Annotated in this window: 22 protein-coding genes and 1 pseudogene; 12 read left to right on the plus strand and 11 right to left on the minus strand. The window is 58.0% G+C overall.

What is annotated here, in order from left to right; genetic code table 11:
• Nucleotides 1–331: 331 nt before the first annotated feature.
• Nucleotides 332–916 (minus strand): UPF0149 family protein, encoded by a 585-nt coding sequence (locus tag EKA13_RS17255; RefSeq protein ID WP_065760562.1) that lies wholly within the window; start codon nt 914–916, stop codon nt 332–334.
• 153 nt (nt 917–1069) lie between these two features.
• On the opposite strand from EKA13_RS17255, the gene EKA13_RS17260 reads away from it, so the two are divergent.
• Both EKA13_RS17260 and EKA13_RS17265 read left to right on the plus strand, forming a co-directional pair.
• Entirely contained in the window at nt 1070–1516 is a 447-nt protein-coding gene (locus EKA13_RS17260) for a hypothetical protein (protein WP_065760563.1), read from the plus strand.
• A gap of 151 nt (nt 1517–1667) precedes the next feature.
• On the plus strand, nt 1668–2732 hold the full coding sequence (locus tag EKA13_RS17265) for a diguanylate cyclase (protein ID WP_065760564.1): 1065 nt from the start codon (nt 1668–1670) through the stop codon (nt 2730–2732).
• Nucleotides 2733–2816: 84 nt separating this feature from the next.
• On the opposite strand, the gene EKA13_RS17270 is transcribed toward EKA13_RS17265, so the two are convergent.
• The 8 genes and pseudogenes from EKA13_RS17270 to EKA13_RS17295 all read right to left on the minus strand — a co-directional run bounded on the left by EKA13_RS17270 (nt 2817) and on the right by EKA13_RS17295 (nt 8254).
• The gene (locus tag EKA13_RS17270) at nt 2817–3140 is read right to left on the minus strand and encodes a DUF2025 family protein (protein ID WP_065760565.1); all 324 of its coding nucleotides are present in this window, start codon (nt 3138–3140) and stop codon (nt 2817–2819) included.
• Between the two features lie 190 nt (nt 3141–3330).
• A complete protein-coding gene (locus EKA13_RS17275) occupies nt 3331–4188 on the minus strand; it encodes an efflux RND transporter periplasmic adaptor subunit (RefSeq protein WP_065760566.1) in 858 nt (285 codons plus the stop codon).
• An 11-nt stretch (nt 4189–4199) separates the two neighbouring features.
• The gene (locus EKA13_RS17280) at nt 4200–4406 is read right to left on the minus strand and encodes a DUF1656 domain-containing protein (protein WP_065760567.1); all 207 of its coding nucleotides are present in this window, start codon (nt 4404–4406) and stop codon (nt 4200–4202) included.
• Nucleotides 4393–6374 (minus strand): annotated as a pseudogene (locus tag EKA13_RS17285) (FUSC family protein). Before EKA13_RS17285 ends, EKA13_RS17280 begins: the two are co-directional and overlap by 14 nt.
• Nucleotides 6375–6633: 259 nt before the next feature.
• Nucleotides 6634–6750, minus strand: a complete 117-nt coding sequence (gene ccoM, locus EKA13_RS28630; protein WP_281182074.1) for a cytochrome c oxidase subunit CcoM — start codon at nt 6748–6750, stop codon at nt 6634–6636.
• A 136-nt stretch (nt 6751–6886) separates the two neighbouring features.
• A complete protein-coding gene (locus EKA13_RS27870) occupies nt 6887–7045 on the minus strand; it encodes a hypothetical protein (RefSeq protein ID WP_099775586.1) in 159 nt (52 codons plus the stop codon).
• A gap of 78 nt (nt 7046–7123) precedes the next feature.
• Entirely contained in the window at nt 7124–7447 is a 324-nt protein-coding gene (locus tag EKA13_RS17290; protein WP_065760568.1) for an aspartate-semialdehyde dehydrogenase, read from the minus strand.
• Nucleotides 7448–7570: 123 nt separating this feature from the next.
• Nucleotides 7571–8254, minus strand: a complete 684-nt coding sequence (locus EKA13_RS17295) for a M949_RS01915 family surface polysaccharide biosynthesis protein (RefSeq protein ID WP_065760587.1) — start codon at nt 8252–8254, stop codon at nt 7571–7573.
• A gap of 129 nt (nt 8255–8383) precedes the next feature.
• On the opposite strand from EKA13_RS17295, the gene rapA reads away from it, so the two are divergent.
• Nucleotides 8384–11230 carry an RNA polymerase-associated protein RapA gene (rapA, locus tag EKA13_RS17300; protein WP_065760569.1) on the plus strand — a complete coding sequence of 949 codons (2847 nt, stop codon included), beginning with the start codon at nt 8384–8386 and terminating at the stop codon, nt 11228–11230.
• A gap of 78 nt (nt 11231–11308) precedes the next feature.
• Here the strand turns inward: rapA and EKA13_RS17305 are convergent, their stop codons facing one another.
• Nucleotides 11309–12196 (minus strand): NAD(P)-dependent oxidoreductase, encoded by an 888-nt coding sequence (locus tag EKA13_RS17305; RefSeq protein ID WP_065760570.1) that lies wholly within the window; start codon nt 12194–12196, stop codon nt 11309–11311.
• Nucleotides 12197–12401: 205 nt separating this feature from the next.
• Here EKA13_RS17305 and EKA13_RS17310 point away from each other — a divergent pair, with 205 nt between their 5' ends.
• Nucleotides 12402–14585: a hypothetical protein gene (locus EKA13_RS17310; protein WP_065760571.1), complete on the plus strand. Its 2184-nt coding sequence runs from the start codon at nt 12402–12404 to the stop codon at nt 14583–14585.
• A 212-nt stretch (nt 14586–14797) separates the two neighbouring features.
• On the opposite strand, the gene EKA13_RS17315 is transcribed toward EKA13_RS17310, so the two are convergent.
• The gene (locus EKA13_RS17315) at nt 14798–15103 is read right to left on the minus strand and encodes a DUF2288 domain-containing protein (protein WP_065760572.1); all 306 of its coding nucleotides are present in this window, start codon (nt 15101–15103) and stop codon (nt 14798–14800) included.
• A 362-nt stretch (nt 15104–15465) separates the two neighbouring features.
• Between EKA13_RS17315 and EKA13_RS17320 the strand changes: the two genes are divergently transcribed.
• From EKA13_RS17320 to EKA13_RS17360, 8 genes are all read left to right on the plus strand, one after another.
• Nucleotides 15466–16593, plus strand: a complete 1128-nt coding sequence (locus EKA13_RS17320) for a branched-chain amino acid ABC transporter substrate-binding protein (protein ID WP_065760573.1) — start codon at nt 15466–15468, stop codon at nt 16591–16593.
• A 228-nt stretch (nt 16594–16821) separates the two neighbouring features.
• Entirely contained in the window at nt 16822–17745 is a 924-nt protein-coding gene (gene livH, locus EKA13_RS17330; RefSeq protein ID WP_065760574.1) for a high-affinity branched-chain amino acid ABC transporter permease LivH, read from the plus strand.
• Nucleotides 17742–18998: a high-affinity branched-chain amino acid ABC transporter permease LivM gene (locus tag EKA13_RS17335; RefSeq protein WP_065760575.1), complete on the plus strand. Its 1257-nt coding sequence runs from the start codon at nt 17742–17744 to the stop codon at nt 18996–18998. Before livH ends, EKA13_RS17335 begins: the two co-directional genes overlap by 4 nt.
• On the plus strand, nt 18995–19762 hold the full coding sequence (livG, locus tag EKA13_RS17340; protein ID WP_065760576.1) for a high-affinity branched-chain amino acid ABC transporter ATP-binding protein LivG: 768 nt from the start codon (nt 18995–18997) through the stop codon (nt 19760–19762). The genes EKA13_RS17335 and livG overlap by 4 nt, the downstream gene beginning before the upstream one ends.
• Nucleotides 19763–20464 carry an ABC transporter ATP-binding protein gene (locus EKA13_RS17345; RefSeq protein WP_065760577.1) on the plus strand — a complete coding sequence of 234 codons (702 nt, stop codon included), beginning with the start codon at nt 19763–19765 and terminating at the stop codon, nt 20462–20464.
• Between the two features lie 150 nt (nt 20465–20614).
• A complete protein-coding gene (locus EKA13_RS17350) occupies nt 20615–20920 on the plus strand; it encodes a BufA1 family periplasmic bufferin-type metallophore (protein ID WP_065760578.1) in 306 nt (101 codons plus the stop codon).
• Nucleotides 20921–20942: 22 nt separating this feature from the next.
• The gene (gene bufB, locus EKA13_RS17355; RefSeq protein WP_065760579.1) at nt 20943–21830 is read left to right on the plus strand and encodes an MNIO family bufferin maturase; all 888 of its coding nucleotides are present in this window, start codon (nt 20943–20945) and stop codon (nt 21828–21830) included.
• The gene (locus tag EKA13_RS17360; protein ID WP_065760580.1) at nt 21827–22591 is read left to right on the plus strand and encodes an HvfC/BufC N-terminal domain-containing protein; all 765 of its coding nucleotides are present in this window, start codon (nt 21827–21829) and stop codon (nt 22589–22591) included. Before bufB ends, EKA13_RS17360 begins: the two co-directional genes overlap by 4 nt.
• Nucleotides 22592–22640: the final 49 nt, after the last annotated feature.

The following is a 22640-nucleotide window of genomic DNA, read 5'->3' on the forward strand; positions in this document are numbered from 1 at the left end:
CTTCGATCTCTCGTTAGCGGGAGGCGAATTCTACAGCGTTTCAACTCGCTGTCAACTACCTTTTTCACCGCTGCCGATCTATTCGACCGAAGCACTTCCAGCACCATCACTAAACATCTAACCCATTGATTAACAAGGAGTTTTCCGTTTCGACTGCGCCGGAAGAGGTGCGCATTATAGAGAGATGAAACGGGGCGTCAAGCACTAATACTGGAAACGCCGCAAAAAGAAGAATCGCTACTTATATAGCTATCTGGAAAGCCCGACCTTTCCTCTCCGGCAACAGCCGTGACCACAAAGCCGCCCCCGCTGAAGGGGTTAATCAGATCGGCTACGAGGCGCCGTCTTCTGGAGCGCGCTGCGCCAGAAAATAGCCATTCAAGGCGCGAGCGGCGACAACAATGGGTTCGATCGACGCGGAATGCTCTTCTTTAGTCAGCGCTTCTACTTTGGAGAGGTTTTCTTCCAGGCCGTGCAGTTCAATAGCGGCCAGGTGGGCTGCCTGCTCTACCGGTAGCTCTGGCCATTGCGCAAGCTGAACCCCGCGCATGTAACCGAAACACCAGTCTTCAATCATGTCTGCGACACCTATTCCCTCGCTGCAGCCCAGGAACGGCGGCTCAAACCGGTCGGTAGCATCCTGCAGGCTTTGCTCGATACTGTTCATATGCCGCAGCAACAGCGCGTAGTAAGCCTCACCCTCGGCCTCCTTTTTGAATTTCACCTTTCGCCTACCACTGATTTCAGGCAGCCATTGGCTTGGCATCAATGCACTTGGCGAGCTAGCCAACGCAACGAACAGGCCATCCAGTTCGGACAGGGTCTGTATTGCATCGTCGTTGCCGTACTTGAGCAGGAGGTCATCCAGCCTACCCAGTTCACGGTCATTCAAAGGCTGCAGATAGGCGGCATACATAGCGTCATCCCGGAACGTCGAGGTTTGAAACACACTATAGCAATGCAACACGTGCGTCGGTGCCATCAGTGTCGACGCTGATTACAGTCAATCAACTTCGTGCCGATAAGCATTGCGATTTACTTCTGTTTTTCATGCTCAAAAGGATTTGTCATGCGCTACCCGCACGTCGCTCTCGCCGCCTTGCTGCTTTCCAGCAGTGTTCTGGCTCAAGACTTTCAACCCGGCCAAATCTGGTCTTATAAAACCCGGCCCAACGAACAGGCTTCAACCCTGACCATTCTCAAGGTCGAACACTACCCCGACATGGGCGACGTGCTGCATGTTCGCGTCGATGGGTTCCAAATGCCGAACGCCCGCGCTCAGGGTAGCTACAGTGCAATGCCACACATGCCCTTCGCCAGGTCGGCCATTGAGGCGAGCGTTACGTCACTAAAAGGTAAAGGGCCCGTACCGGACTTCACCCAAGGCTACGCGTTCTGGAAAGCCGGCTACATTGCAGGTAACGCGGGCGTGTTCACCACTCCCGTCGACCAGGCATTGAACCAGTTGTGGCGTGCCAATTGGGCTCAGGCCGATGCCAGTGAGAGCAGCGAGTAGCGCGCCCTCCGCATCAAAAGGCCATTACTTTGTGTTGCTACCCGTAGCAACCGTGAAATGGCCTGTAAAGCCACTCCGCAATCGCAACCGAATACTCAACAATATTCATGCAAATTATGCGATAAACGGCGCCCCAAAAAGATCGACGACCATGACGGAACAGCAGCACGGGAAAGGGACATCATTTGTCAGGCGAATCTACCTGCCACGCATCATCGGCCTGGGGATCGGCCTGTTCAGTGTCTGGGCAGCACTGGGCAGTGTTTCCGTTGCGCCGTGGGTCTGGGTGCTGCTGTTTATCAACGGCCTGGCTTGGCCGCACATTGCTTATCGAATCGCATTGAGATCCAGAACACCCTACGACGCTGAACGCCGAAACCTCTTGGTCGACTCGTTGATGGGTGGATTCTGGGCCGCAACCATGCAATTCAACCCGCTGCCCAGCGTAACCATCCTTTCGATGATGACGATGAACAATGTGGCCGCTGGCGGCAAGCGTCTGTGCCTGTCAGGGCTGCTGGCTCAAGGTACGGGCATGGCCGTGTCTATTGCCCTGTTCGGCCCCGGCCTTCAGTTGCACAGCACCTCACTGCAGGTCTATGCCTGCCTGCCGATGCTCACCCTTTACCCGCTGGCAGTGGGAGGCGTCTGCTACCAGTTGGCAATCAAGCTAGCCGAACACAAGCGTGCCTTGAGTACCTTGAGCCGCACCGACAGCCTGACCGGCCTGCTCAACCATGGTTCGTGGAAAGACGCCCTACAGCTCAAGTTTCAGAGATGCCAGCAGGACTGTCGGCAAGCAGTTATTGCCATTATCGACATTGATCACTTCAAGCGTATCAATGACACGTACGGTCATGTCGTCGGTGACTGTGTATTGCGCCAGTTGGGCACCGAGATAAAGAAAAACCTGCGTGAAGACGACCTGGCCGGGCGCTATGGGGGCGATGAGTTCTGCGTGATCCTGCCAAACATCGACATAGAGCAAGCCGTTCAGATCATGGAACGCCTGCGCGAAAAAATCAGTGCCTACCGCAACGAGCAGCTACCCGATCTGCGCATCATCCTGAGCATTGGCCTGGCCCTTTGCCACGAAACATTCGACGACCCAGTGAGCTGGCTCGATGAAGCCGACAAAGCGCTTTACAGCGCCAAGAACAACGGCCGCAATCAAGTCAGCTTCGCCGCTGCACGACATACGCCAGCGTTAGCCTAGCCTGAGGCCCGCGGTGTCTCACACTGCGCATTGACCTGATCGCTGGCAGCTAGAGACGCGCACTCATTGTCCTTGGCGGAACACTCAAGCCACTATACGGCGCCGCGCCGAAATCTCCGGAAGATCGTTACGCCGCAGGTAGACCCGTAGAGGCTCACTGATATTTAGCCGCTCGTCGATGTTCTGCGCCAACAACACCTCGATCAGATCACGACCCAGTGTCATGACCTCATCGCTGCTGCGCCTCCAGACGAACTCACTGCTGGGCGTGATGCTGTCTTCAGCCACGTCCATGCCAAATGAGTCCTCGCTGAATCGCACAATGTGCTTATCGAGCTTACGATTGAAACCGACGAAGCCCTTGAGCTGATCGGCTGCGGCGCAAATGTCCTGGGACGTGATGTGCATGTCCAACCTCACTGATACAGAAAAGGAATGGCACGCCTGGCAACGGAAAAAACACCGAGGTTCCCTCTGCCGGGGAATTGATGCGACTTAGCCTAATGGAAATAAGCCTGCGTCGGTAAAGGTTTTTGATGCTCTGTATTCCGAACGGTAAGGGCATGTCACCCGCCACTCACCCCCTAGCCCTGAAGCTTCAGTTTTCCTGAACCTGAACGCTGGCAGTCATGCCGGCACTCAGGATGACGTCCTTGGGAACCTGATCGAGCTTGATCCGCACCGGAATGCGCTGGGCCAGACGCACCCAGTTGAAGGTAGGCTCGACTTCGGCCAGTAACTGACTGTCTGGCGTTGCATTGCGGTCGGTAATGCCGCGACTGATGCTTTCGACATGGCCTTGCATTGGCTCACCGGCGCTCATCAGCCAGACTTTTACCGGCGCGCCGACCTTGATGCGCGGCAGCTTGGTTTCTTCGAAGTAGGCCTGGACATAGAAGGTCGAATCATCCACCAGTGCCATTACCGGTTGGCCGGCGTTGACGTAGTTACCTTCAGCCAGCCGCAGGTTGGTGATGTGCCCGCTGCGGGGCGCCCGAACGTCGCTACGCGCCAGGTTCAACGCGGCAGCCTTTACCTCCGCCCGGGCTTCACGCATTTCACCACGAGCAACAGCAGCAATGATCTGGGCATTTTCGCGCAACTCGGCACTGATCGCTTGCGGCCCCAGCGCCGCACGACGTGAAGCTTCCTGCTCGCGCAAGCGCAGTTGATGCTGACGGGTTTCGGCAACGGCATTGGCCTTCTCAAGTGCCGCCTCGAAGCGGTCCCGATCAATCGACATCAGCAAATCACCCGCCTTGACCGCCTGGTTGTCATGGGCCTTGAGTTCTCGCACCCACCCGGAAACGTCCGGGGCGATGATGACTACATCGGCACGAATCTTTGCGTCACGAGTCCAGGGTGTCAGCATGTAGTAACGCCACAATTCAAGCCCGGCAAACACCGCGACAACGACCAGACACAAGGTCACGGCAACACGGACATAAGCACGCATGGTCAAACTCCTTACAGAGGCCCGAGCACACGCGTGATCAGGGTCAGGATACAAACAAACAACGCACAATCGAACAGCGCCTCATGCCATGCCCAACTGCCCAAAGGGGTCAGCCTTAGCAGCAGACGCAGCACACCCGTCAGCAGCAAGGCCAACAGCACATAAACCAAAAACGGGCTGAGCAGCACGCCGCCCACTGCCCACTCACGCAAACCCATGCAGTTCCTCCTGCCGAAGGCACCATTTGCCCCAGCTCTTTTGCAGTTGCAGTACAGCACCTATCGCCAGGCGCAGAGGGTCACTTGACGGTTGGCGCTGCAACACCGCGATAAAAGTCGCACTGGCTTCATCCAGTAGTCCCTCACGACCAGCCCCTGGCCCCAGCGCCAGCACCTGCTCAAGCTGCTGTAGATACGCACGCTGAGCCTGAAGCAAAGGCATTTGGGCAACCTCGAGACACATGCGCAGGTGCAGCAACTCATCACCGATATCCAGCCCATGCAGGCCATCGTCCCAGCGCTCACGTGCTTGCACCGGCAACGCGGCGTAGTGTCGCGCCATCTGTAGCAGACGATCTGCCATACGCCCGCCAAACCAGGTTTCCGCATCCCGTAGATCACGCCGGGTCAAGCGCACCAGGTCGCTCTGTGTCGCAGCCCGCAGACGGCGGCCATGCCAGGCGGGATCACGTAACACCAGCAGTTTGAACGCCAACACTGCAGCGCCGACACCGACCATCATCGCCTGGGCACTGTTGAGGAACACCGCCACATCAAAATGCATGGCGTTGAGTGGCGCGACCAGGACGATGAAATGCAGGCTGTACGAGGTGGCCGTAGCGCCGATTTTCGGATTGGCCATACCTAGCGCGCCGAAAAATAACGGCACCCCCATCGCCATGCACAACATGGGGAAACCACTCCACTGTGGCAGCAGGATTTGCCCCACGAAAAACGCTGTCGGAATAGCGAGCAGCATTCCCCGCAAGAAGCTCAGACCGATCTGCGCACCATTTTCGCGGCTGGCGAACAGGCTGCAGACCACGCAGGTCAGCACCAAGCCACCCGGCGCTGATAGCCAGCCAGTGGCCAGCCAAAAACTGGCCATCGCCAGGAACGCCAGCGCACTGCGCGAACCGAACAACAATGCCAACGGTAGATCGCGGTGCACTGCCAGGCTGTCAGGCAGGTCGGCCGGCGCCTTACCCTCCTCAACAGCATGTAGCGCCACGGTGGCGTTCATGATCTTATCCAGCAACAGCGTCAACCGGGCCAGACAGTAGTGTTCTGCAGAGCTGCGCGCCTGATCACTGGCAGCCTCCCAAACACGTTGGCGCAGCAGCAACAGGCTAGCCAGATCCGGCGCTGCCAGGGCCTCGTAAACCTTGCTGAACCAAGGTGCCACCTGTGCTGCCTCGCGCTCATCCAGCTGTCGCCACTGGCGTCGCACCGAACGCGCTATACGCAGCAGAACTAGCAACGTCTGGCTCAAGCCGCGAATGGCCCGCCCCCGCTCACGCCCCAGATGCCCCTCGAACCAGGCATGTTCACGCTGCGAATCGACCGCAACAATGCGCCCAAGAATATCCAGCAGTTCTCTACGGTCCTGCTCTTCGCCGATCAGGGAAGCTCTCGCGGCCTGCATGCCATTCACCCATGCCTGACGCGCTTGCCCGGCCAGTTGCTGTTCAACCCGCAATGGCCAGAGCAGCGCACTGGTCAGGGTGGCACAGACGATGCCCAGGCAAATCTCGGTGCAACGTGCCACGGCCTGATCGAACACCAACAACGGATGATCAACCGCCGGCAGTGCAATAATGGCCACGGTGTAACCGGCCAGCACGAAGGCGTAAGCCCAAGCACTGCGCAACAGTGTCGAGCAGGCCGTACACAGTGCCAACCATAAGGCCAAGGCCAACAGGAACAACCACGGTGTCTGCGCAAAAAGGCCGATGAACAACACCGACATAACCGTACCAACCAGGGTCCCCAGCAAACGGGCCAACCCCTTCTGCACCACCATTCCTGATAGCGGCTGGGCAACGCTGTCATCAATGCCCAGGCAGGCTGCTCAAGCCCCCAACGCAACGCTAGCCAAAGCGCCAGCCCACCGCCCAGAAGCGTCTTCAGGGCAAATTGCACAGCGCGCATGTTCGGCGCCAACAGGGCCTGCAAAGTGATCGGCACGAAACGAACCTTGATGAACAGTAATCTAACGATAGACAGTTAAGCGGCAATGAATCAGAGCCAGATCATTAGCCAGCTAACTATTGTTCGTCCAGCAGTTTGTTTCCGCACCATCATCACCCACTTGTCCGCCGACCTTGCAAGCGATACCCATGCCTGCAGAAGCGTGTTAGCGCGAGCGCCTGGTTTTTTTCAGGCAAAAAAAAATGGGCGACCGAAGTCGCCCTAAATGCCTTGCGTGCTCGTTGTATCGGAAGAATCAACGCGATTTGCGTTTGCTCGAATCCTTCCAGATGAAAATGCCCAGGCCCGCGAAGAAGAGCAGCATCAGCCCGACTGTCACAACGCCAGCGATAACCACATTATCGAAGAACATATCGGTCTCCATTCGCCTGCACCTGTTTGATGGGGTCTAAGTTAGCGAATAAGGCGGGAGGGAAAATTGACCGAGGTCAATAGCGCCCACCAGAGCTGGGGGCGAGGCAGGTGCAGGGTTGACCTGCATCAAGTTTTCAACGCTTCTTGGGTTTGCCCTTGGGCTTTTTCTTGCCCTTGCCCAACGGCATGGCCTGTTCAAATGCCTGACGGACTTCATTCAGGCGCTTCTCGTTGAGGTCGTGAACGCGCTTGGCTCGCTCGGCACCGAAGTCGATCAGATTGTCTTGGCTCATGGTTAGCTCGAAACGCTGACGGCAGAAGTGGCAATAATGAAGGCTAAGGCTCGCGCTGACCAGTACAGCGGTGTTTCTTCAGACTTCGATGTCGACCAGCAGCCCCTGACGTGGCTGCTCACCCATCAGCGGCGCCACCGGCACCGTATTGTCGGCATTGACTTCGTCGCCTGGTACGGCATCGTACTGCTCGTCGTGATCTCTGCGGCGACGCTGTTGGCGGCGCTGTTGCTCACGCATTAAGTAGGTGTCCTGCTCCGGGTCACGCTGCTTCAGATTAATGCTGCCATCACCGGAGCTCGGTTGGGCTGGCACCACGGGAGGGATGTCCGGCGTCGGCTTGACCGGATCCAGTTGCGAGGTTACGGGCGCAGCACTGAGCGGGATGATAGGCGGCAGCATGGGTGGGTCTCCTGTCGCCAGTGTGTCGGCCGCAACCCCATTACCTTGAGCCGAGACGAGCACATTCGCGCCTGATGAGATGGGCGTTCTGAACGATCAGTATAGCCTGGGCGACTGGCACCGCTATTGAGCCGCGTTGTCGCCACCACTGTCGATATGGCTCCAGGGGCGCTTGTAGACTTTGCTCCAGACAGCCTCCAGATGATCACGCAGTACTTTGGGGGCATTCGTCAACGACGGGCTGTCTTTGCGCTCACCCCCGTATGAACCGTCACCAGGCACATTTACCAGCGACTGCCCTTCGATGGCGTAATACGCCTGCCCCTCACGCAACTCGACCATGATAGCGTGAGGGTCGATACCTCCGCCGCAGAAGGCGTGGCTAGCGATCGTCAACTCCGCCACCCCATCATTGTTCAGGTCACTGACCTCCGTGACATCCGGGTAGAACCCGACATCAAGGTCCAAGCCAGCGCAGGTGGTTTCGTTGTCGATCTGCCAGCGCGACTTGAACGGTTCATCGGCCGTCGTTCGACCATAGAGTGTCGCGATCAACACCACTTTATCGACATCCTCAGCCGTTTCTTCGTCGGTTGCCTGGCCGTCGGTACGGCTCAATACCAGCAAGCCCTCACCGTCCTCGTCGCGAAAATGCACCGTCTTCAACGGGGCGTCGACTCCCAGCGCATCAATCTGCGCTGCGGGCAACGGTGCAAGCACTTCAAAGCCGCCCTGTCCACAGGCTGAAAGCAGTACCAGGCCGCTCACGATGAAAGGACGAAGTAACCACAAGCGCTTTACAGACATGGCAAGACAGTCCTTCTGTTGCGGGTCATGCAGCATCGGCAGATTTCGTCGACGAAGTTGCTAGACTCTTTGGTCTACAGAGACCTATCCGTTAAGATAGTCGGCTTTTCATGGCGGGAGTCAGGCAGTATGGCGCAGCAGTATCAACCGGGGCAACGCTGGATCAGCGACAGCGAAGCCGAGCTAGGTCTGGGGACCGTTCTGGCACAGGACGGCCGCTTGTTGACCGTGCTCTACCCGGCCACTGGCGACACTCGCCAGTACTCCCTGCGCAATGCGCCACTGACACGGGTGCGCTTCTCGCCTGGTGACCAGATCACCCATTTCGAAGGCTGGAAGATGACCGTGCGTGAGGTCGATGATGTCGACGGTCTGCTGGTTTACCACGGACTGGATGGCCAGAATCAGGCCTGCACCCTGCCGGAAACCCAGCTGTCGAACTTCATCCAGTTCCGCTTGGCCAGTGACCGTCTGTTCGCAGGGCAAATCGACCCACTGCCGTGGTTCTCGCTACGTTACAACACGCTGGAACATACCAGCCGTCAGTTGCAGTCGTCACTGTGGGGGCTGGGTGGTGCGCGCGCCCAACCCATCGCCCACCAGTTGCACATTGCCCGCGAAGTTGCTGACCGTATTGCGCCACGGGTTCTGCTGGCCGACGAAGTGGGCCTGGGCAAAACCATCGAAGCCGGCCTGGTTATCCATCGCCAACTGCTCTCGGGCCGTGCCAGCCGCGTGCTGATACTGGTACCGGAAAACCTCCAGCATCAGTGGCTGGTGGAAATGCGTCGTCGCTTCAACCTGCAGGTTGCCCTGTTCGATGCCGAGCGCTTCATCGAAAGCGATGCCAGCAACCCGTTTGAAGACACCCAACTGGCCTTGGTGGCTCTGGAGTGGCTGAGCGAAGACGAAAAAGCCCAGGATGCGCTGTTTGCCGCGGGCTGGGACCTGCTGGTGGTCGACGAAGCCCACCACCTGGTCTGGCACGAAGATCAGGTGAGCCCTGAGTATGCGCTGGTTGAGCAACTGTCCCAGATTATTCCAGGCGTTCTGCTGCTGACGGCAACCCCTGAGCAGCTCGGCCAGGACAGCCACTTCGCCCGTCTGCGCCTGCTTGACCCGAATCGCTTCCACGACCTGGCAGCCTTCCGCGCCGAGAGCGAGCACTATCGCCCGGTAGCCGAAGCCGTCCAGGAGTTGCTCGATGAAGGCCGCCTGTCACCCAAGGCCCACGCGACCATCCAGAACTTCCTGGGCGCCGAGGGCGAAGCCCTGCTGGCGGCGATCAACGACGGCGATACACAGGCCAGCGCCCGCTTGATTCGCGAGTTGCTCGACCGTCACGGTACCGGCCGTGTTCTGTTCCGTAACACCCGTGCCGCAGTCCAGGGCTTCCCTGAGCGCCAACTGCACCCGTATCCGCTGCCCTGCCCCGATCAATACATGGAGCTGTCGCCGGGCGAACATGCCGAGTTGTACCCGGAAGTCTCGTTCCAGGCCCAAGGCGACACCAGCGAAGACGAACGCTGGTGGCACTTCGACCCACGGGTTGACTGGCTGATTGATACCCTGAAGATGCTCAAGCGGGTCAAGGTTCTGGTGATTTGTGCGCACGCCGAAACCGCCATGGACCTGGAAGACGCCCTGCGTGTGCGTTCCGGCATTCCTGCTACGGTCTTCCACGAAGGCCTGAGCATCCTGGAGCGCGACCGTGCCGCCGCCTACTTCGCCGACGAAGAATTCGGTGCTCAGGTACTGATCTGCTCAGAGATCGGCAGCGAAGGCCGCAACTTCCAGTTCTCTCACCACCTGGTACTGTTCGACCTGCCCGCCCACCCGGACCTGCTCGAGCAACGTATTGGCCGCCTGGACCGTATCGGCCAGAAGCACACCATTGAACTGCATGTGCCGTACCTGCAAGACAGCCCGCAAGAGCGCCTGTTCCAGTGGTACGACCAGGCCCTGAATGCCTTCCTGGCCACCTGCCCTACCGGCAACGCCCTGCAGCATCAGTTCGGCCCGCGCCTGCTGCCGCTGCTGGAAGACACAGATGTCGAGCAATGGGAAGCGCTGGTCACTGAGGCGCGCACCGAACGCGAGCGCCTTGAGGCCGAGCTGCACAGCGGTCGCGACCGCCTGCTTGAGCTCAACTCCGGTGGTGCCGGCGAAGGCCAGGCACTGGTCGAGGCGATCCTGGAGCAAGATGACCAGTTCGCCCTGCCGATCTACATGGAGACCCTGTTCGACGCCTTTGGCATCGATAGCGAAGACCATTCGGAAAACGCCCTGATCCTCAAGCCAAGCGAGAAGATGCTCGACGCCAGCTTCCCGCTCGGCGACGACGAAGGCGTGACCATCACCTACGACCGCAATCAGGCGCTGTCGCGGGAAGACATGCAGTTCCTCACCTGGGAGCACCCTATGGTGCAGGGCGGCATGGACCTCGTCCTGTCCGGTTCGATGGGTAACACCGCTGTAGCGTTGATCAAGAACAAGGCGCTCAAGCCTGGCACCGTGCTGCTGGAACTGCTGTACGTCAGTGAAGTGGTAGCGCCACGCGCCTTGCAGTTGGGCCGCTACCTGCCACCAGCCGCCTTGCGCTGCCTGCTCGACACCAACGGCAACGACTTGGCCGCGCGGGTCTCGTTTGAAACCCTGAACGACCAACTGGAGAGTGTGCCCAAGGCCAGCGCAAACAAGTTCATCCAGGCTCAGCGCGATGTGCTGGCGCCACGGATCAACGCAGGCGAAGCCAAGATCATGCCGCGTCATGCCGAACGCGTAGCCGAAGCGCAGCGTCGCCTGGCTGCCGAGACCGAAGAAGAACTGGCACGCCTGACCGCGCTGCAGGCCGTCAACCCGAGCGTACGCGATAGCGAAATCGAAGCCCTGCGCAAGCAAGGTAGAGATGGCCTGGCCATGCTTGAGAAAGCCGCACTGCGCCTGGAAGCCATCCGGGTACTGGTTGCCGGCTGATCGGTATCGGAACGTCTTACTGGCAAACCCGGCGTCTACAGCACAATGAACAGTGTGCTGTAGACGCCGGCCTTGGTATCAGTCCTTGCGCCGATACAGCTGCACCAGGGTTGCCGGATCTTTTTGCAAATACCCCTGACTACCATGCAGACGCATCAATTGGGCAGCAAGCCCGCTGATGGGTGTGGCTGAACCCTGCTCACGCGAAAATTTGACGGCAGTATCAAGGTCCTTGAGCAAGGTGCGCACATGCCACTTGACCGGTTCAAAACGGCTTTCAGCCATTTGCGGCGCGAGAATCTGCAAGGGCTTGGAGTCGGCAAAACCGCCAGCAAGGGCTTCGGCGATGAGGCGTGCATCAACCCCAGACTGCTCGGCCAGCGCTACCACTTCAGCGATTACCAAGGCATTACAGGCAACAATCATCTGATTGCACGCCTTGGTCACCTGCCCTGCTCCAACCGGCCCCATATGGGTAACACGCTGGCCCAGGGTCAGTAAAACCTGCTGCACCCGCGCCAGATCCTGCGCAGCACCGCCGACCATGATCGCCAGGGTACCGGCCTCAGCGCCCGGTGTGCCTCCTGACACAGGTGTATCCAGCCAACTCATGCCGTTGAGCGCCGCCAGCTCGGCAGCCATCTCACGGGTGGCACCAGGCTCAATACTGGAAAAATCCACCAACAACTGCCCGGCCCTGGCACCACTGGCCACGCCGTTTTCACCAAACACAACCTCACGGACCACCGCAGTGTCGGCCAAACACAGCATCACGACATCGGCGTACTGGCACAATTCGGCAGGTGTAGTGGCCAGGCGAGCCCCCGCGGCAACCAAGTCTGCACACTTTTCCGGTGAACGATTCCACACCGTCAACGGGTATCCAGCCGCCAAAAGCCGCTTGCACATGGGTAGCCCCATAAGACCGATACCAGCAAACCCCAACGAAGGTCGTGCAACACTCATGAAACACTCCAGAAAGTTTGATTAAAGAAGTTGCGCAATTGGACGATCAAGATTGCAGGCGTAAACAGAAAATTTACCTACAGAGTTTTAGGGAAAATCCCAGGACTCACACAGACGGCTCGTGACTAAACCCGCACAACCGGTTCCGTGAGTACTCTATGATGTTCCCTTTGAACAGCCATCCCCCCAAGGCACACGGCACACAATGACTTCCAAGAACACTCCTGCCAATGTGGTTTCCGAACTGATGTCGTCTACTGCCACGTACACTGCTACAGGGTCTAGGGAATACTACGGCACTCGCACGCTGAACCCACAGCAGTACCTGTACTACACAGAAACCGACATCCAGCGCATCCTCGACAACCTCGACGGCCTGCGCGACCTGGTCTTTCCGCCAAGCCCACATCAGGAAGATGAAAGCCAACTGCGCCTTGATCAACAGTTCCCATCGGTCTGTCTGATCGGTTTGGGCCGTTGCGGCTCGAACATTGCCTTGGACGTCGCAGAACTGGTCTACAACGCACGCACCTTCTACCTCAATGAGTTCAACAACGAGGAAAGGGTCAGCAACGACATCAGCTACAGCCCGGCGCGATGGATCCGCAACAACCTGCGCCTGGTGCAGAACAAGAGCAGCAAACCGGTCTTCCTGGTTGAACCACTGGTGATGCTGGGCGACCTAGACAAAGACATCGCCGGGCGCATCCGTTTCTCGCGCAAAGGCGAGACCAGCGGTTTTATCCGCGATTACAGCAAAATGAAAATCATGGACCTGTCTGAGGTTCATGCCGGGGGCGCCGGTAACGCACCGATCCTGGGTCAGTACCTGGCGAAGATCATCCTGAACAAGGAAACCCAGCGTTTCTCCAGCACTGACTGGAAGCTGATCCATTCGTACCTGATCGACTCCTGTGGCATCAAAGCCAACCAGTCGCGCCTGTACTTCTACATTTTCAGCGCCGGTGGTGGTACCGGCTCGGGCATGGCCTCGGAGTTCGGCCTGGCCCAGCAGTACTCCTACATGAACAAGACGTTCGACACCAAACCGGCTGACGAGAATGACGGCAAGAGCGGACACTCGTTCGTCTTTGAGCCGATCTTCACCAGCGGTATCTGCGTACTGCCGAACATCTCCGACCACCGTAGCGAGATGTCCGAGGCCCTGCACATCAACGCCGGACGCCTGCTGTGCAAGTATCTCTCGGAAGAATGGGACTTCTCCTACAACTTCGACAATGAAGACAGCAGCGAAGCCAGTGTCATGGGCCGTATTCGCCCCTGGAACGCGATGATGCTGATCTCCAACGACATCATGCGTTATGCCGAAGAAAGCGATGACGGCACTATCCAGAACATTGATGTCAATGCGATGGAAAAGCACGCTAACCAGTACATCTCGCAGCAGATCTTCAACATCCTTACCGCCCAGGCGGTAACCACCGACTACGATCAGGCCTACTTCCGTCGCGCCGGTATCGATATTGGCGAAACCATCCGCCTGGATGCCAATGACCTGTTCATGAGCCTGGCAGGCCCGGTGGCCATTGCCTACGCCGAATCAGTGGTACCGGAACAGCAGACCCCAAGCTCGGACAAGTTCAAGGTGTTCGAGAAAGAGCAGCCTCGCCTGGATATCGACGACCTGTTTTTCCGCTCCATCGACTTACCGCACTTCAACAAGCAGACCCAGGCCATTGAAGGCATCAGCCTCTTGCCGATTGAGTCCAAGCGCTACCGCGCAGCCCTGGAGCAGTACAAGACCTCAGGTTATGACGCAGCGGCACTGCATGATCTGCATTTCTTCAAGAACTGCTCATCGGTGGTCTCGATCGTCTCGCTGCCCAAGGACTACAAGCTCTCCTACATGGACCTGAACCGGCTCAAGACCCACCTCAACAGCCTGTTCCCCAATACGACGCTCAAGCGCTATGCCCTGGTCATCGGCGCCTCCGCCAACCTGTCGCTGACCACCCTGATCGCCAAGAGCCCGTGCCTGTCGGACGACTTCCTGACGCTGATCGTGGCCTTCATCAAGCGTTGCTTTGCGCGTAACCCGTACCGTTTCGACGATACGCTGGACAACGCCATGCTCGACTTCATCACCAGCGATCACTTCGACGAAAACCACATCGATGAGCTGCTCAACGAGTTCGAGAATCCGGCCAAGATCCTCGATACCAACTGGTACGCGATCAAGCCGATGTATGAGAAGAAGTACCGTGAGCTGATCAATGACAAGAGCAAGTTTGTCTCGATCAACGACATCCGGCTTTCACGCGAATGCGTGAAGAAAGCGGTGAAATACCTGCGAGAAATTTACCGTCACCGGATTGGCAAGACACGGGTTATCTCCCTCAACACCCATACAGGCAAGGTTGATTACTGAGATACCCGTGATCAGGGCCCGGTTTCGCCGGCGCCAAGATCTGCGCAGCCTCGATAGCTGCGCAGACCTTCCTCACCCGCAAAGCGGCTCTTATCAATCGGTACGGACTGTTACCGACACCCCTTGAAGTCGCTGGACTGTTACCAAGTGTCACCCCGGCTGAACAGTACCGCGCACCAACCATGAGCCACTGTGCATTTTTGCGCACCAAATCAGGGCGCCGGTTTTTCCTGAATCACGATCCAGGGGGAAACCACCACCGCCCATATCTGCGGATCTCGCGCCTGAAGGTCTAGCGCCTGCTCATCAGAGAGTTTGCCGACAGCACCCTCAGCGTGCCATGCAGCAAAGGCTTCGCCCCGGTTTTCGGCCATCGCCTCGGCGACCTCGATCAGGTCCAGTGTCGGCTTGACCCAAATCAGGTCACCCTTGGCCCAAAAACGCTCCAGTGCTTTCCACTCAATGACCGCGGTCTCGCCGAGCAGTTTGGCATAGAGGGTGCTTACTTCATCAGTCATGGGTTCCTACCAGAAATAATTCGGCTGCTAAAAGCCGGTATTTTTGCAGAAAACCCAGTTTCAAATAAGCAATTGATCGGTGAGTGCAGGAAAAGCCAAGGATTGCCGACATATAGGGCAAAACTGAAGACGCTTTTTTATAACTTTCAGTCAATTAAGCGACGCGCCCAGGTTTTGCCTCTGCGAGCCCGCTTTTCAAGCGATGAAGCGGCGCTCTACACTGTACCGGTACAGTTGCCGGGGGTAAGGCCGGGGAAATTCGGGTCTGCGGTATGAGGCGAGGCCTCGACGGAGAACCTGATCCGGTCCTGTAGCTTTGGCCGCCAGGACTATAAAAAATACAACAGAATGAGTGGAGCACTATGAGTAAGGCTACTAAGCAGATTTCCAAGCTGTTTGCCGCAATGGTTCTGGCCGGGGTTGCCAGCCATTCGTTTGCCGCCGATACCATCAAGATCGGCATCGCAGGTCCCAAGACCGGTCCGGTCACTCAGTACGGCGACATGCAGTTCATCGGTGCCAAAATGGCCATTGAGCAGATCAACGCCAAGGGCGGCGTCGACGGCAAGATGCTCGAAGCCAAGGAATACGACGACGCTTGCGACCCTAAACAAGCCGTGGCCGTAGCGAACAAAGTGGTCAACGATGGCGTCAAGTTTGTCGTCGGCCACCTGTGCTCCAGCTCCACCCAACCTGCCTCCGACATCTATGAAGATGAAGGCGTGATCATGATCACCCCGGCAGCCACCAGCCCGGATATCACTTCCCGTGGCTACAAGATGATCTTCCGCACCATCGGTCTGGACAGCGCCCAGGGCCCAGCGGCTGGCAACTACATTGCCAACCACGTGAAGCCGAAAGTCGTTGCCGTTCTGCATGACAAGCAGCAGTACGGTGAAGGTATCGCCACCGCCGTGAAGAAAACCCTCGAAGAGAAAGGCACCAAGGTTGCCGTCTTTGAAGGCCTGAACGCTGGCGACAAGGACTTCTCCTCGATCATCCAGAAGCTCAAGCAAGCCAACGTCGACTTCGTCTACTACGGCGGCTACCACCCAGAGCTGGGCCTGATCCTGCGTCAGTCCAAGGAAAAAGGCCTGAACGCCAAGTTCATGGGCCCAGAAGGCGTCGGCAACGACTCCATCTCGCAGATCGCCCAGGACGCCTCCGAAGGCCTGCTGGTTACCCTGCCGAAATCCTTCGATCAGGACCCTGCCAACAAGGCACTAGTACAAGCCTTCGCCGACAAGAAGCAGGACCCGACCGGCCCGTTCGTGTTCCCGGCCTACTCGGCTGTAGAAGTGATTGCTGAAGGCATCAAGGCCGCCAAGAGTGAAGACACTGCCAAGGTAGCTGCTGCTATCCACGCGGGCACCTTCAAGACCCCGACGGGCGACCTGTCCTTCGACGACAAAGGCGACCTGAAAGACTTCAAATTCGTGGTCTACCAATGGCATTTCGGCAAACCTAAAACCGAAGTTTCGCCTCAATAACCCAGTCTGACCATTGACTAAGAAGCCCACTGTGCGAGCAGTGGGCTTTGTTTTACGAGGTTCATGGACCTGATTCCCGCGATCCGGGAGCTGGTTCACCTGAAAATCTTAAAACCGTCACCAGCGGTTCGCTGGCAGGTGCTGGTACCGAAGTGGCCAAAGACCACAAGGCACCACACGGGGCTCCCCCACCAGTGAAATGCGTATCAGGTTTTTAGGAGCGCTGTAATGCCTGAGATCTATCACTTTTTCCAACAGCTGGTTAATGGTCTGACCATTGGCAGCACCTATGCCTTGATAGCCATTGGCTACACAATGGTTTACGGCATCATTGGAATGATCAACTTCGCCCATGGCGAGGTCTACATGATCGGTTCTTACGTGGCCTTCATCGTCCTTGCCGGGCTGGCCATGATGGGGCTTGATTCTCTGCCGCTACTGATGACCGCCGCGTTTCTTGCGACGATCGTCGTGACCAGTGCCTATGGCTACAGTATTGAACGGGTCGCTTACCGTCCCTTGCGTAACAGCAACCGGTTGATCCCGCTGATTTCTGCCATTGGTATGTCGATTTTCCTGCAAAACACGGTACTGCTCTCGCAGGACTCCAAGGACAAGTCCATTCCCAACCTGATTCCGGGGAGTTTCTCCTTCGGCCCAGGTGGTGCTGAGGAAGTCCTGATTTCCTACATGCAGATTCTAGTGTTCGTGGTCACTCTGGTGGCCATGACCGGCCTCACCCTGTTCATCTCCCGTTCGCGCTTGGGCCGTGCCTGCCGTGCCTGTGCCGAAGACATCAAGATGGCCAACCTGCTGGGGATCAACACTAACAACATCATCGCCCTGACCTTCGTCATCGGTGCCGCACTGGCAGCCGTGGCGGCCGTGCTGCTGAGCATGCAGTACGGTGTGATCAACCCTAACGCCGGTTTCCTGGTGGGCCTGAAGGCCTTCACCGCGGCGGTCTTGGGCGGCATTGGCAGTATTCCGGGCGCCATGCTCGGTGGGCTGGTGCTCGGGGTGGCTGAAGCCTTTGGCGCCGATATCTTCGGTGACCAGTACAAGGACGTTGTGGCATTCGGCCTTTTGGTTCTGGTGCTGTTGTTCCGGCCGACCGGCATTCTGGGCCGTCCGGAGGTTGAAAAAGTATGAACAGACATCTCAAATCGGCGTTTTTCAGCGCCTTGCTGGTATGGGCCGTGGCCTTCCCGGTACTGGGGCTCAAACTGAGCATCGTCGGTATCAACCTGGAAGTTCAGGGCACTGGTCCTCTCACCCTCACCGTGATCGCCGTGTGTTCGGTGCTGATGTTCCTGCGTGTGCTGTTCGACAAGCAGTGGAGCGCACTGATGCGGTCCGCGCCGAAAGGCTCGCTGGTATCGCCCAAGGTCAGCAACTTCCTGACCCTGCCGCGTACCCAGCGCTGGATCATCCTCGGCTTGGTCGTCGCGGCGCTGATCTGGCCGTTCTTCGGCTCCCGTGGTGCGGTCGATATCGCCACCCTGATCCTGATCTATGTGTTGCTCGGGCTGGGCCTGAACATCGTGGTCGGTCTGGCCGGTCTGCTCGACCTGGGTTATGTCGGCTTCTACGCCGTCGGCGCCTACAGCTACGCGCTGCTGTCGCACTACTACGGCCTGAGCTTCTGGATCTGCTTGCCGATTGCCGGCCTGATGGCAGCCACCTTTGGCTTCCTGCTCGGTTTCCCGGTACTGCGCCTGCGCGGTGACTACCTGGCAATCGTGACCCTGGGCTTCGGTGAAATCATCCGCCTGTTCCTGCGTAACCTGACCGGGCTGACGGGTGGCCCCAACGGTATCAGCAACATCGAGAAGCCAACCTTCTTCGGCCTGACCTTTGAACGCAAGGCCGCCGAGGGCATGCAGACCTTCCACGATTACTTCGGCCTGCAGTACAACTCGATCAACAAGGTGATTTTCCTGTACCTGGTGGCATTGCTGTTGGCGCTGTTTGCACTGTTCGTGATCAACCGTCTGCTGCGCATGCCGATCGGTCGTGCCTGGGAAGCCCTGCGCGAAGACGAAATCGCCTGCCGTGCCTTGGGCCTGAACCCTACCGTGATCAAGCTTTCGGCCTTCACGCTGGGTGCTTGCTTCGCCGGCTTCGCGGGCAGCTTCTTTGCCGCGCGCCAAGGCCTGGTGACACCGGAGTCGTTCACCTTCATCGAGTCGGCGATCATCCTCGCCATCGTCGTGCTGGGCGGCATGGGCTCGCAATTGGGCGTGATTCTCGCGGCCATTGTGATGATCCTGCTACCCGAACTGATGCGTGACTTCAGCGAGTACCGCATGTTGATGTTCGGTGCCCTGATGGTGTTGATGATGATCTGGCGTCCGCAAGGTCTGCTGCCTATGCAACGTCCTCACATGGAGCTGCGTCGATGAGCCGCGAAATTCTTCAAGTCAGCGGCCTGAGCATGCGCTTCGGCGGCTTGTTGGCGGTCAACGGCGTGGCCCTGACCGTCAAGGAAAAACAAGTGGTTGCCCTGATCGGCCCGAACGGTGCCGGCAAGACCACGGTGTTCAACTGCCTGACCGGTTTCTACAAGCCTAGCGCAGGTACGATTCTGCTCGACGGCCAGCCGATCCAGGGCCTGGCCGGTCACCAGATCGCCCGCAAGGGCGTAGTACGAACCTTCCAGAACGTGCGTCTGTTCAAAGAGATGACCGCACTGGAAAACCTGCTGATTGCTCAGCACCGGCACCTGAACACCAACTTCCTCGCCGGCCTGCTCAAAACCCCAGGCTTTCGCCGCAGTGAGCGCGAAGCGATGGAGTACGCGCACTTCTGGCTGGACAAGGTCAACCTCACCGAGTTCGCCAACCGTACGGCCGGTACCCTGGCCTACGGTCAGCAGCGTCGCCTGGAAATCGCTCGCTGCATGATGACCCGTCCACGGATCCTCATGCTCGACGAACCCGCTGCCGGCCTGAACCCAAGGGAAACCGAAGACCTCAAGGCACTGATCGGTGTGCTGCGCGAAGAGCACAACGTCACCGTCCTGCTGATCGAGCATGACATGAAGCTGGTCATGAGCATCTCCGACCACATCGTTGTGATCAACCAGGGCACCCCGCTGGCCGACGGTACACCGGAACAGATCCGCGATAACCCTGAAGTGATCAAAGCCTACCTGGGGGAAGCGTAAATGCTGCAGTTTGAAAACGTTTCCACTTTCTACGGCAAGATCCAGGCGCTACACAGCGTCAACGTTGAGATCCGCCAGGGCGAAATCGTCACCCTGATCGGCGCCAACGGCGCTGGCAAGTCAACCTTGCTGATGACGCTCTGCGGTTCGCCACAAGCCCACAGCGGCAGCATCCGCTACCTGGGCGAAGAGCTGGTTGGCCAGGACTCTGCCCGCATCATGCGCAAGAGCATTGCAGTGGTACCGGAGGGTCGCCGCGTGTTTTCTCGTCTGACCGTCGAGGAAAACCTGGCCATGGGTGGTTTCTTTACCGCCAAGGGCGACTACGAAGAGCAGATGGACAAGGTGCTGCACCTGTTCCCACGGCTCAAGGAACGCTTCAGCCAGCGCGGCGGCACCATGTCCGGTGGCGAACAGCAGATGCTTGCCATCGGCCGTGCGCTGATGAGCAAACCGAAGCTGTTGCTGCTCGACGAGCCATCACTGGGCCTGGCGCCGATCATCATTCAACAGATCTTCGACATCATCGAACAACTTCGCCGTGATGGCGTGACGGTGTTCCTGGTGGAGCAGAACGCCAACCAGGCGCTGAAGATCGCCGACCGTGCCTACGTGCTGGAGAACGGCCGGGTGGTGATGGAAGGGACCGGGGAAACCTTGCTGACCGATCCGAAAGTGCGTGATGCCTACCTGGGCGGTTGATAACCGTTTTTAACGGCCAATGAAAAAACGATCCTTCGGGATCGTTTTTTTTTGCCCGATTTGTAACGCGACGCGATGGACTTTCTCTACTGATACGAGCGGGCCATAACAACCGGCATCGCCTTGATCCCTGTCCGTTGGAGAACCATCATGAGCAACAAACTCAACACCCTGTCGCTGTCTGCAACCGCCCTCACCCTGGCCCTGACCTCGGCCCTTAGCCTGGTAACCCTGCCCGCCCACGCCGCTGATGACATGGAAAAGTGCTTTGGCGTCGCCATGAAAGGCAAGAACGACTGCGCAGCCGGTGCCGGCACTACCTGTGCAGGCACCTCCAAGGTCAACGACCAAGCCAACTCGTTCAAACTGGTCCCCAAAGGCACCTGCGAGAAAACGGCCAGCAGTACTTCGCCAACCGGATACGGTCAACTGATGGCCTTCAAACCAAAAATGTAACGCCTCGGCCCGAGCAGCAATCATGTCCCAATACGACAGCAACACCGCACGCAGTACTCGGGCCGCAACACAAGGGCTCCCGGCCCGTGCAGGGCTGGGGCTCAAGCCTGACTATTTTCAACCATTGGCAAACGGCTGCGATGATATCGGCTTCATTGAAATCCATGCCGAAAACTACATGGTTGCGGGTGGCCCCTTTCATTATTACCTGGAGCGTCTGTGTGAACACTACGCGCTCTCGATTCACGGCGTCGGTATGTCAATCGGTGCCGAAGGCGAGCTAGACACTGAGCACCTGCAGCGTTTGAACGTGCTATTGGCTCGCTACCAACCCGCGTCCTTCTCCGAACACCTGGCCTGGTCCACCCATGGGCCCTGCTTTCTAAATGACCTGCTGCCGTTGCAATACGACCAACAAACCCTAAACCGCGTGTGCGAGCACATTGATCAGGTTCAAAACACATTGGGCCGACGCATGCTGCTGGAAAACCCAGCCACCTACCTGCAATTCAACGCCTCGACGTTCGATGAACCTACGTTCATCCGCGAAGTGGTACGCCGCACGGGATGTGGAATGTTGCTGGACGTCTGCAACGTCTATGTCTCTTGCATCAATCATCAATGGTCACCCCAGGACTACCTGCAAGCACTGCCGTTGCATGAAACGGCAGAGATACACCTGGCAGGTTTCAGCGAAGCATTGGACAGCAACGGCCAACGCCTGCTGATCGATAGCCACAGCGCACCAGTGGCCGCAGCCGTATGGTCACTCTATCAACAGATACTGGAGTACACCGGCCCGGTTGCCACACTGATCGAACGCGACAATGAACTGCCCGGTTTAGCGGTATTACTGGCCGAAGCGCGACGCGCCCAGGCGTGCCTGGACAATGATGGAGCGCAATCATGAGCACTCAGCAGCGTTTTACCCAGGCATTACTCAGCGCAGAACAGACCGTCCCAGCAGGGCTATTCAGCCATCCGGATGCCGAAAGTCGCTTTGCGGTTTACCGCAACAATGTGTTCAGTTCACTGACCAGCGCCTTGGCCGACAGCTACCCCGTGGTGGCGCAACTGGTCGGCGCAGAGTTCTTTGCTTTCATGGCCAGGTTTTTTATCCAGACGTATCCACCTTGTTCACCCGTGCTGGTGAACTACGGCAACACCTTCGCCGACTTCATAGACACCTTTAGCCCAGCAGCATCACTGCCCTACCTGGCGGATATGGCGCGTCTGGAGCGCCTGCGAGTAGAGGCCTATCACGCTGCGGACTTCCCCGGAGTTGGCCTCGAAGCCCTTTCGCGGTTTCTTGAATACCCCGAACAACTCCACCAGCTACACCTGAAACTCCATCCCGGCACAGGTGTTTTGTGTTCATCCAGTGCTGTGTTCTCTCTTTGGGCTGCCCATCAGGGTCAAGGGGAACTGGCAGAGGTCGATCCAGACCACGCAGAACAACTGCTAGTGCTAAGAGATGCGCTAAATGTTGAAGTCCTGCCACTAAGCAAAGCGTGCGCCCTCTTCATCCGCGCGCTGCAAGGCGGTGCTGGTTTCGGTGGCGCTGTTTGTACAGCACTGGAGGAAGACAGCACCTTCGATGCAGGCCCAGCACTGGCGCTGTTGATTCAAAAAAAACTGATTATCCACGCAGGTCTATCGGAGGCCTCATGAGCACGCCATCGCACTGCGCCACGGTATCGTGGGCCAGCCGCCTTCTCGC

Source organism: Pseudomonas defluvii (assembly GCF_001695625.1).
GTDB classification, from domain to species: domain Bacteria; phylum Pseudomonadota; class Gammaproteobacteria; order Pseudomonadales; family Pseudomonadaceae; genus Aquipseudomonas; species Aquipseudomonas defluvii.

Excerpts from the sequence above, each read along its gene's own strand:
- EKA13_RS17255 (WP_065760562.1), bottom strand. The coding sequence starts at position 916 with ATGTATGCCGCCTATCTGCAGCCTTTGAATGACCGTGAACTGGGTAGG.
- EKA13_RS17260 (WP_065760563.1), top strand. The coding sequence starts at position 1,070 with ATGCGCTACCCGCACGTCGCTCTCGCCGCCTTGCTGCTTTCCAGCAGT.
- EKA13_RS17265 (WP_065760564.1), top strand. The coding sequence starts at position 1,668 with ATGACGGAACAGCAGCACGGGAAAGGGACATCATTTGTCAGGCGAATC.
- EKA13_RS17270 (WP_065760565.1), bottom strand. The coding sequence starts at position 3,140 with ATGCACATCACGTCCCAGGACATTTGCGCCGCAGCCGATCAGCTCAAG.
- EKA13_RS17275 (WP_065760566.1), bottom strand. The coding sequence starts at position 4,188 with ATGCGTGCTTATGTCCGTGTTGCCGTGACCTTGTGTCTGGTCGTTGTC.
- EKA13_RS17280 (WP_065760567.1), bottom strand. The coding sequence starts at position 4,406 with ATGGGTTTGCGTGAGTGGGCAGTGGGCGGCGTGCTGCTCAGCCCGTTT.
- ccoM (WP_281182074.1), bottom strand. The coding sequence starts at position 6,750 with ATGTTCTTCGATAATGTGGTTATCGCTGGCGTTGTGACAGTCGGGCTG.
- EKA13_RS27870 (WP_099775586.1), bottom strand. The coding sequence starts at position 7,045 with ATGAGCCAAGACAATCTGATCGACTTCGGTGCCGAGCGAGCCAAGCGC.
- EKA13_RS17290 (WP_065760568.1), bottom strand. The coding sequence starts at position 7,447 with ATGCTGCCGCCTATCATCCCGCTCAGTGCTGCGCCCGTAACCTCGCAA.
- EKA13_RS17295 (WP_065760587.1), bottom strand. The coding sequence starts at position 8,254 with ATGTCTGTAAAGCGCTTGTGGTTACTTCGTCCTTTCATCGTGAGCGGC.
- rapA (WP_065760569.1), top strand. The coding sequence starts at position 8,384 with ATGGCGCAGCAGTATCAACCGGGGCAACGCTGGATCAGCGACAGCGAA.
- EKA13_RS17305 (WP_065760570.1), bottom strand. The coding sequence starts at position 12,196 with ATGAGTGTTGCACGACCTTCGTTGGGGTTTGCTGGTATCGGTCTTATG.
- EKA13_RS17310 (WP_065760571.1), top strand. The coding sequence starts at position 12,402 with ATGACTTCCAAGAACACTCCTGCCAATGTGGTTTCCGAACTGATGTCG.
- EKA13_RS17315 (WP_065760572.1), bottom strand. The coding sequence starts at position 15,103 with ATGACTGATGAAGTAAGCACCCTCTATGCCAAACTGCTCGGCGAGACC.
- EKA13_RS17320 (WP_065760573.1), top strand. The coding sequence starts at position 15,466 with ATGAGTAAGGCTACTAAGCAGATTTCCAAGCTGTTTGCCGCAATGGTT.
- livH (WP_065760574.1), top strand. The coding sequence starts at position 16,822 with ATGCCTGAGATCTATCACTTTTTCCAACAGCTGGTTAATGGTCTGACC.
- EKA13_RS17335 (WP_065760575.1), top strand. The coding sequence starts at position 17,742 with ATGAACAGACATCTCAAATCGGCGTTTTTCAGCGCCTTGCTGGTATGG.
- livG (WP_065760576.1), top strand. The coding sequence starts at position 18,995 with ATGAGCCGCGAAATTCTTCAAGTCAGCGGCCTGAGCATGCGCTTCGGC.
- EKA13_RS17345 (WP_065760577.1), top strand. The coding sequence starts at position 19,763 with ATGCTGCAGTTTGAAAACGTTTCCACTTTCTACGGCAAGATCCAGGCG.
- EKA13_RS17350 (WP_065760578.1), top strand. The coding sequence starts at position 20,615 with ATGAGCAACAAACTCAACACCCTGTCGCTGTCTGCAACCGCCCTCACC.
- bufB (WP_065760579.1), top strand. The coding sequence starts at position 20,943 with ATGTCCCAATACGACAGCAACACCGCACGCAGTACTCGGGCCGCAACA.
- EKA13_RS17360 (WP_065760580.1), top strand. The coding sequence starts at position 21,827 with ATGAGCACTCAGCAGCGTTTTACCCAGGCATTACTCAGCGCAGAACAG.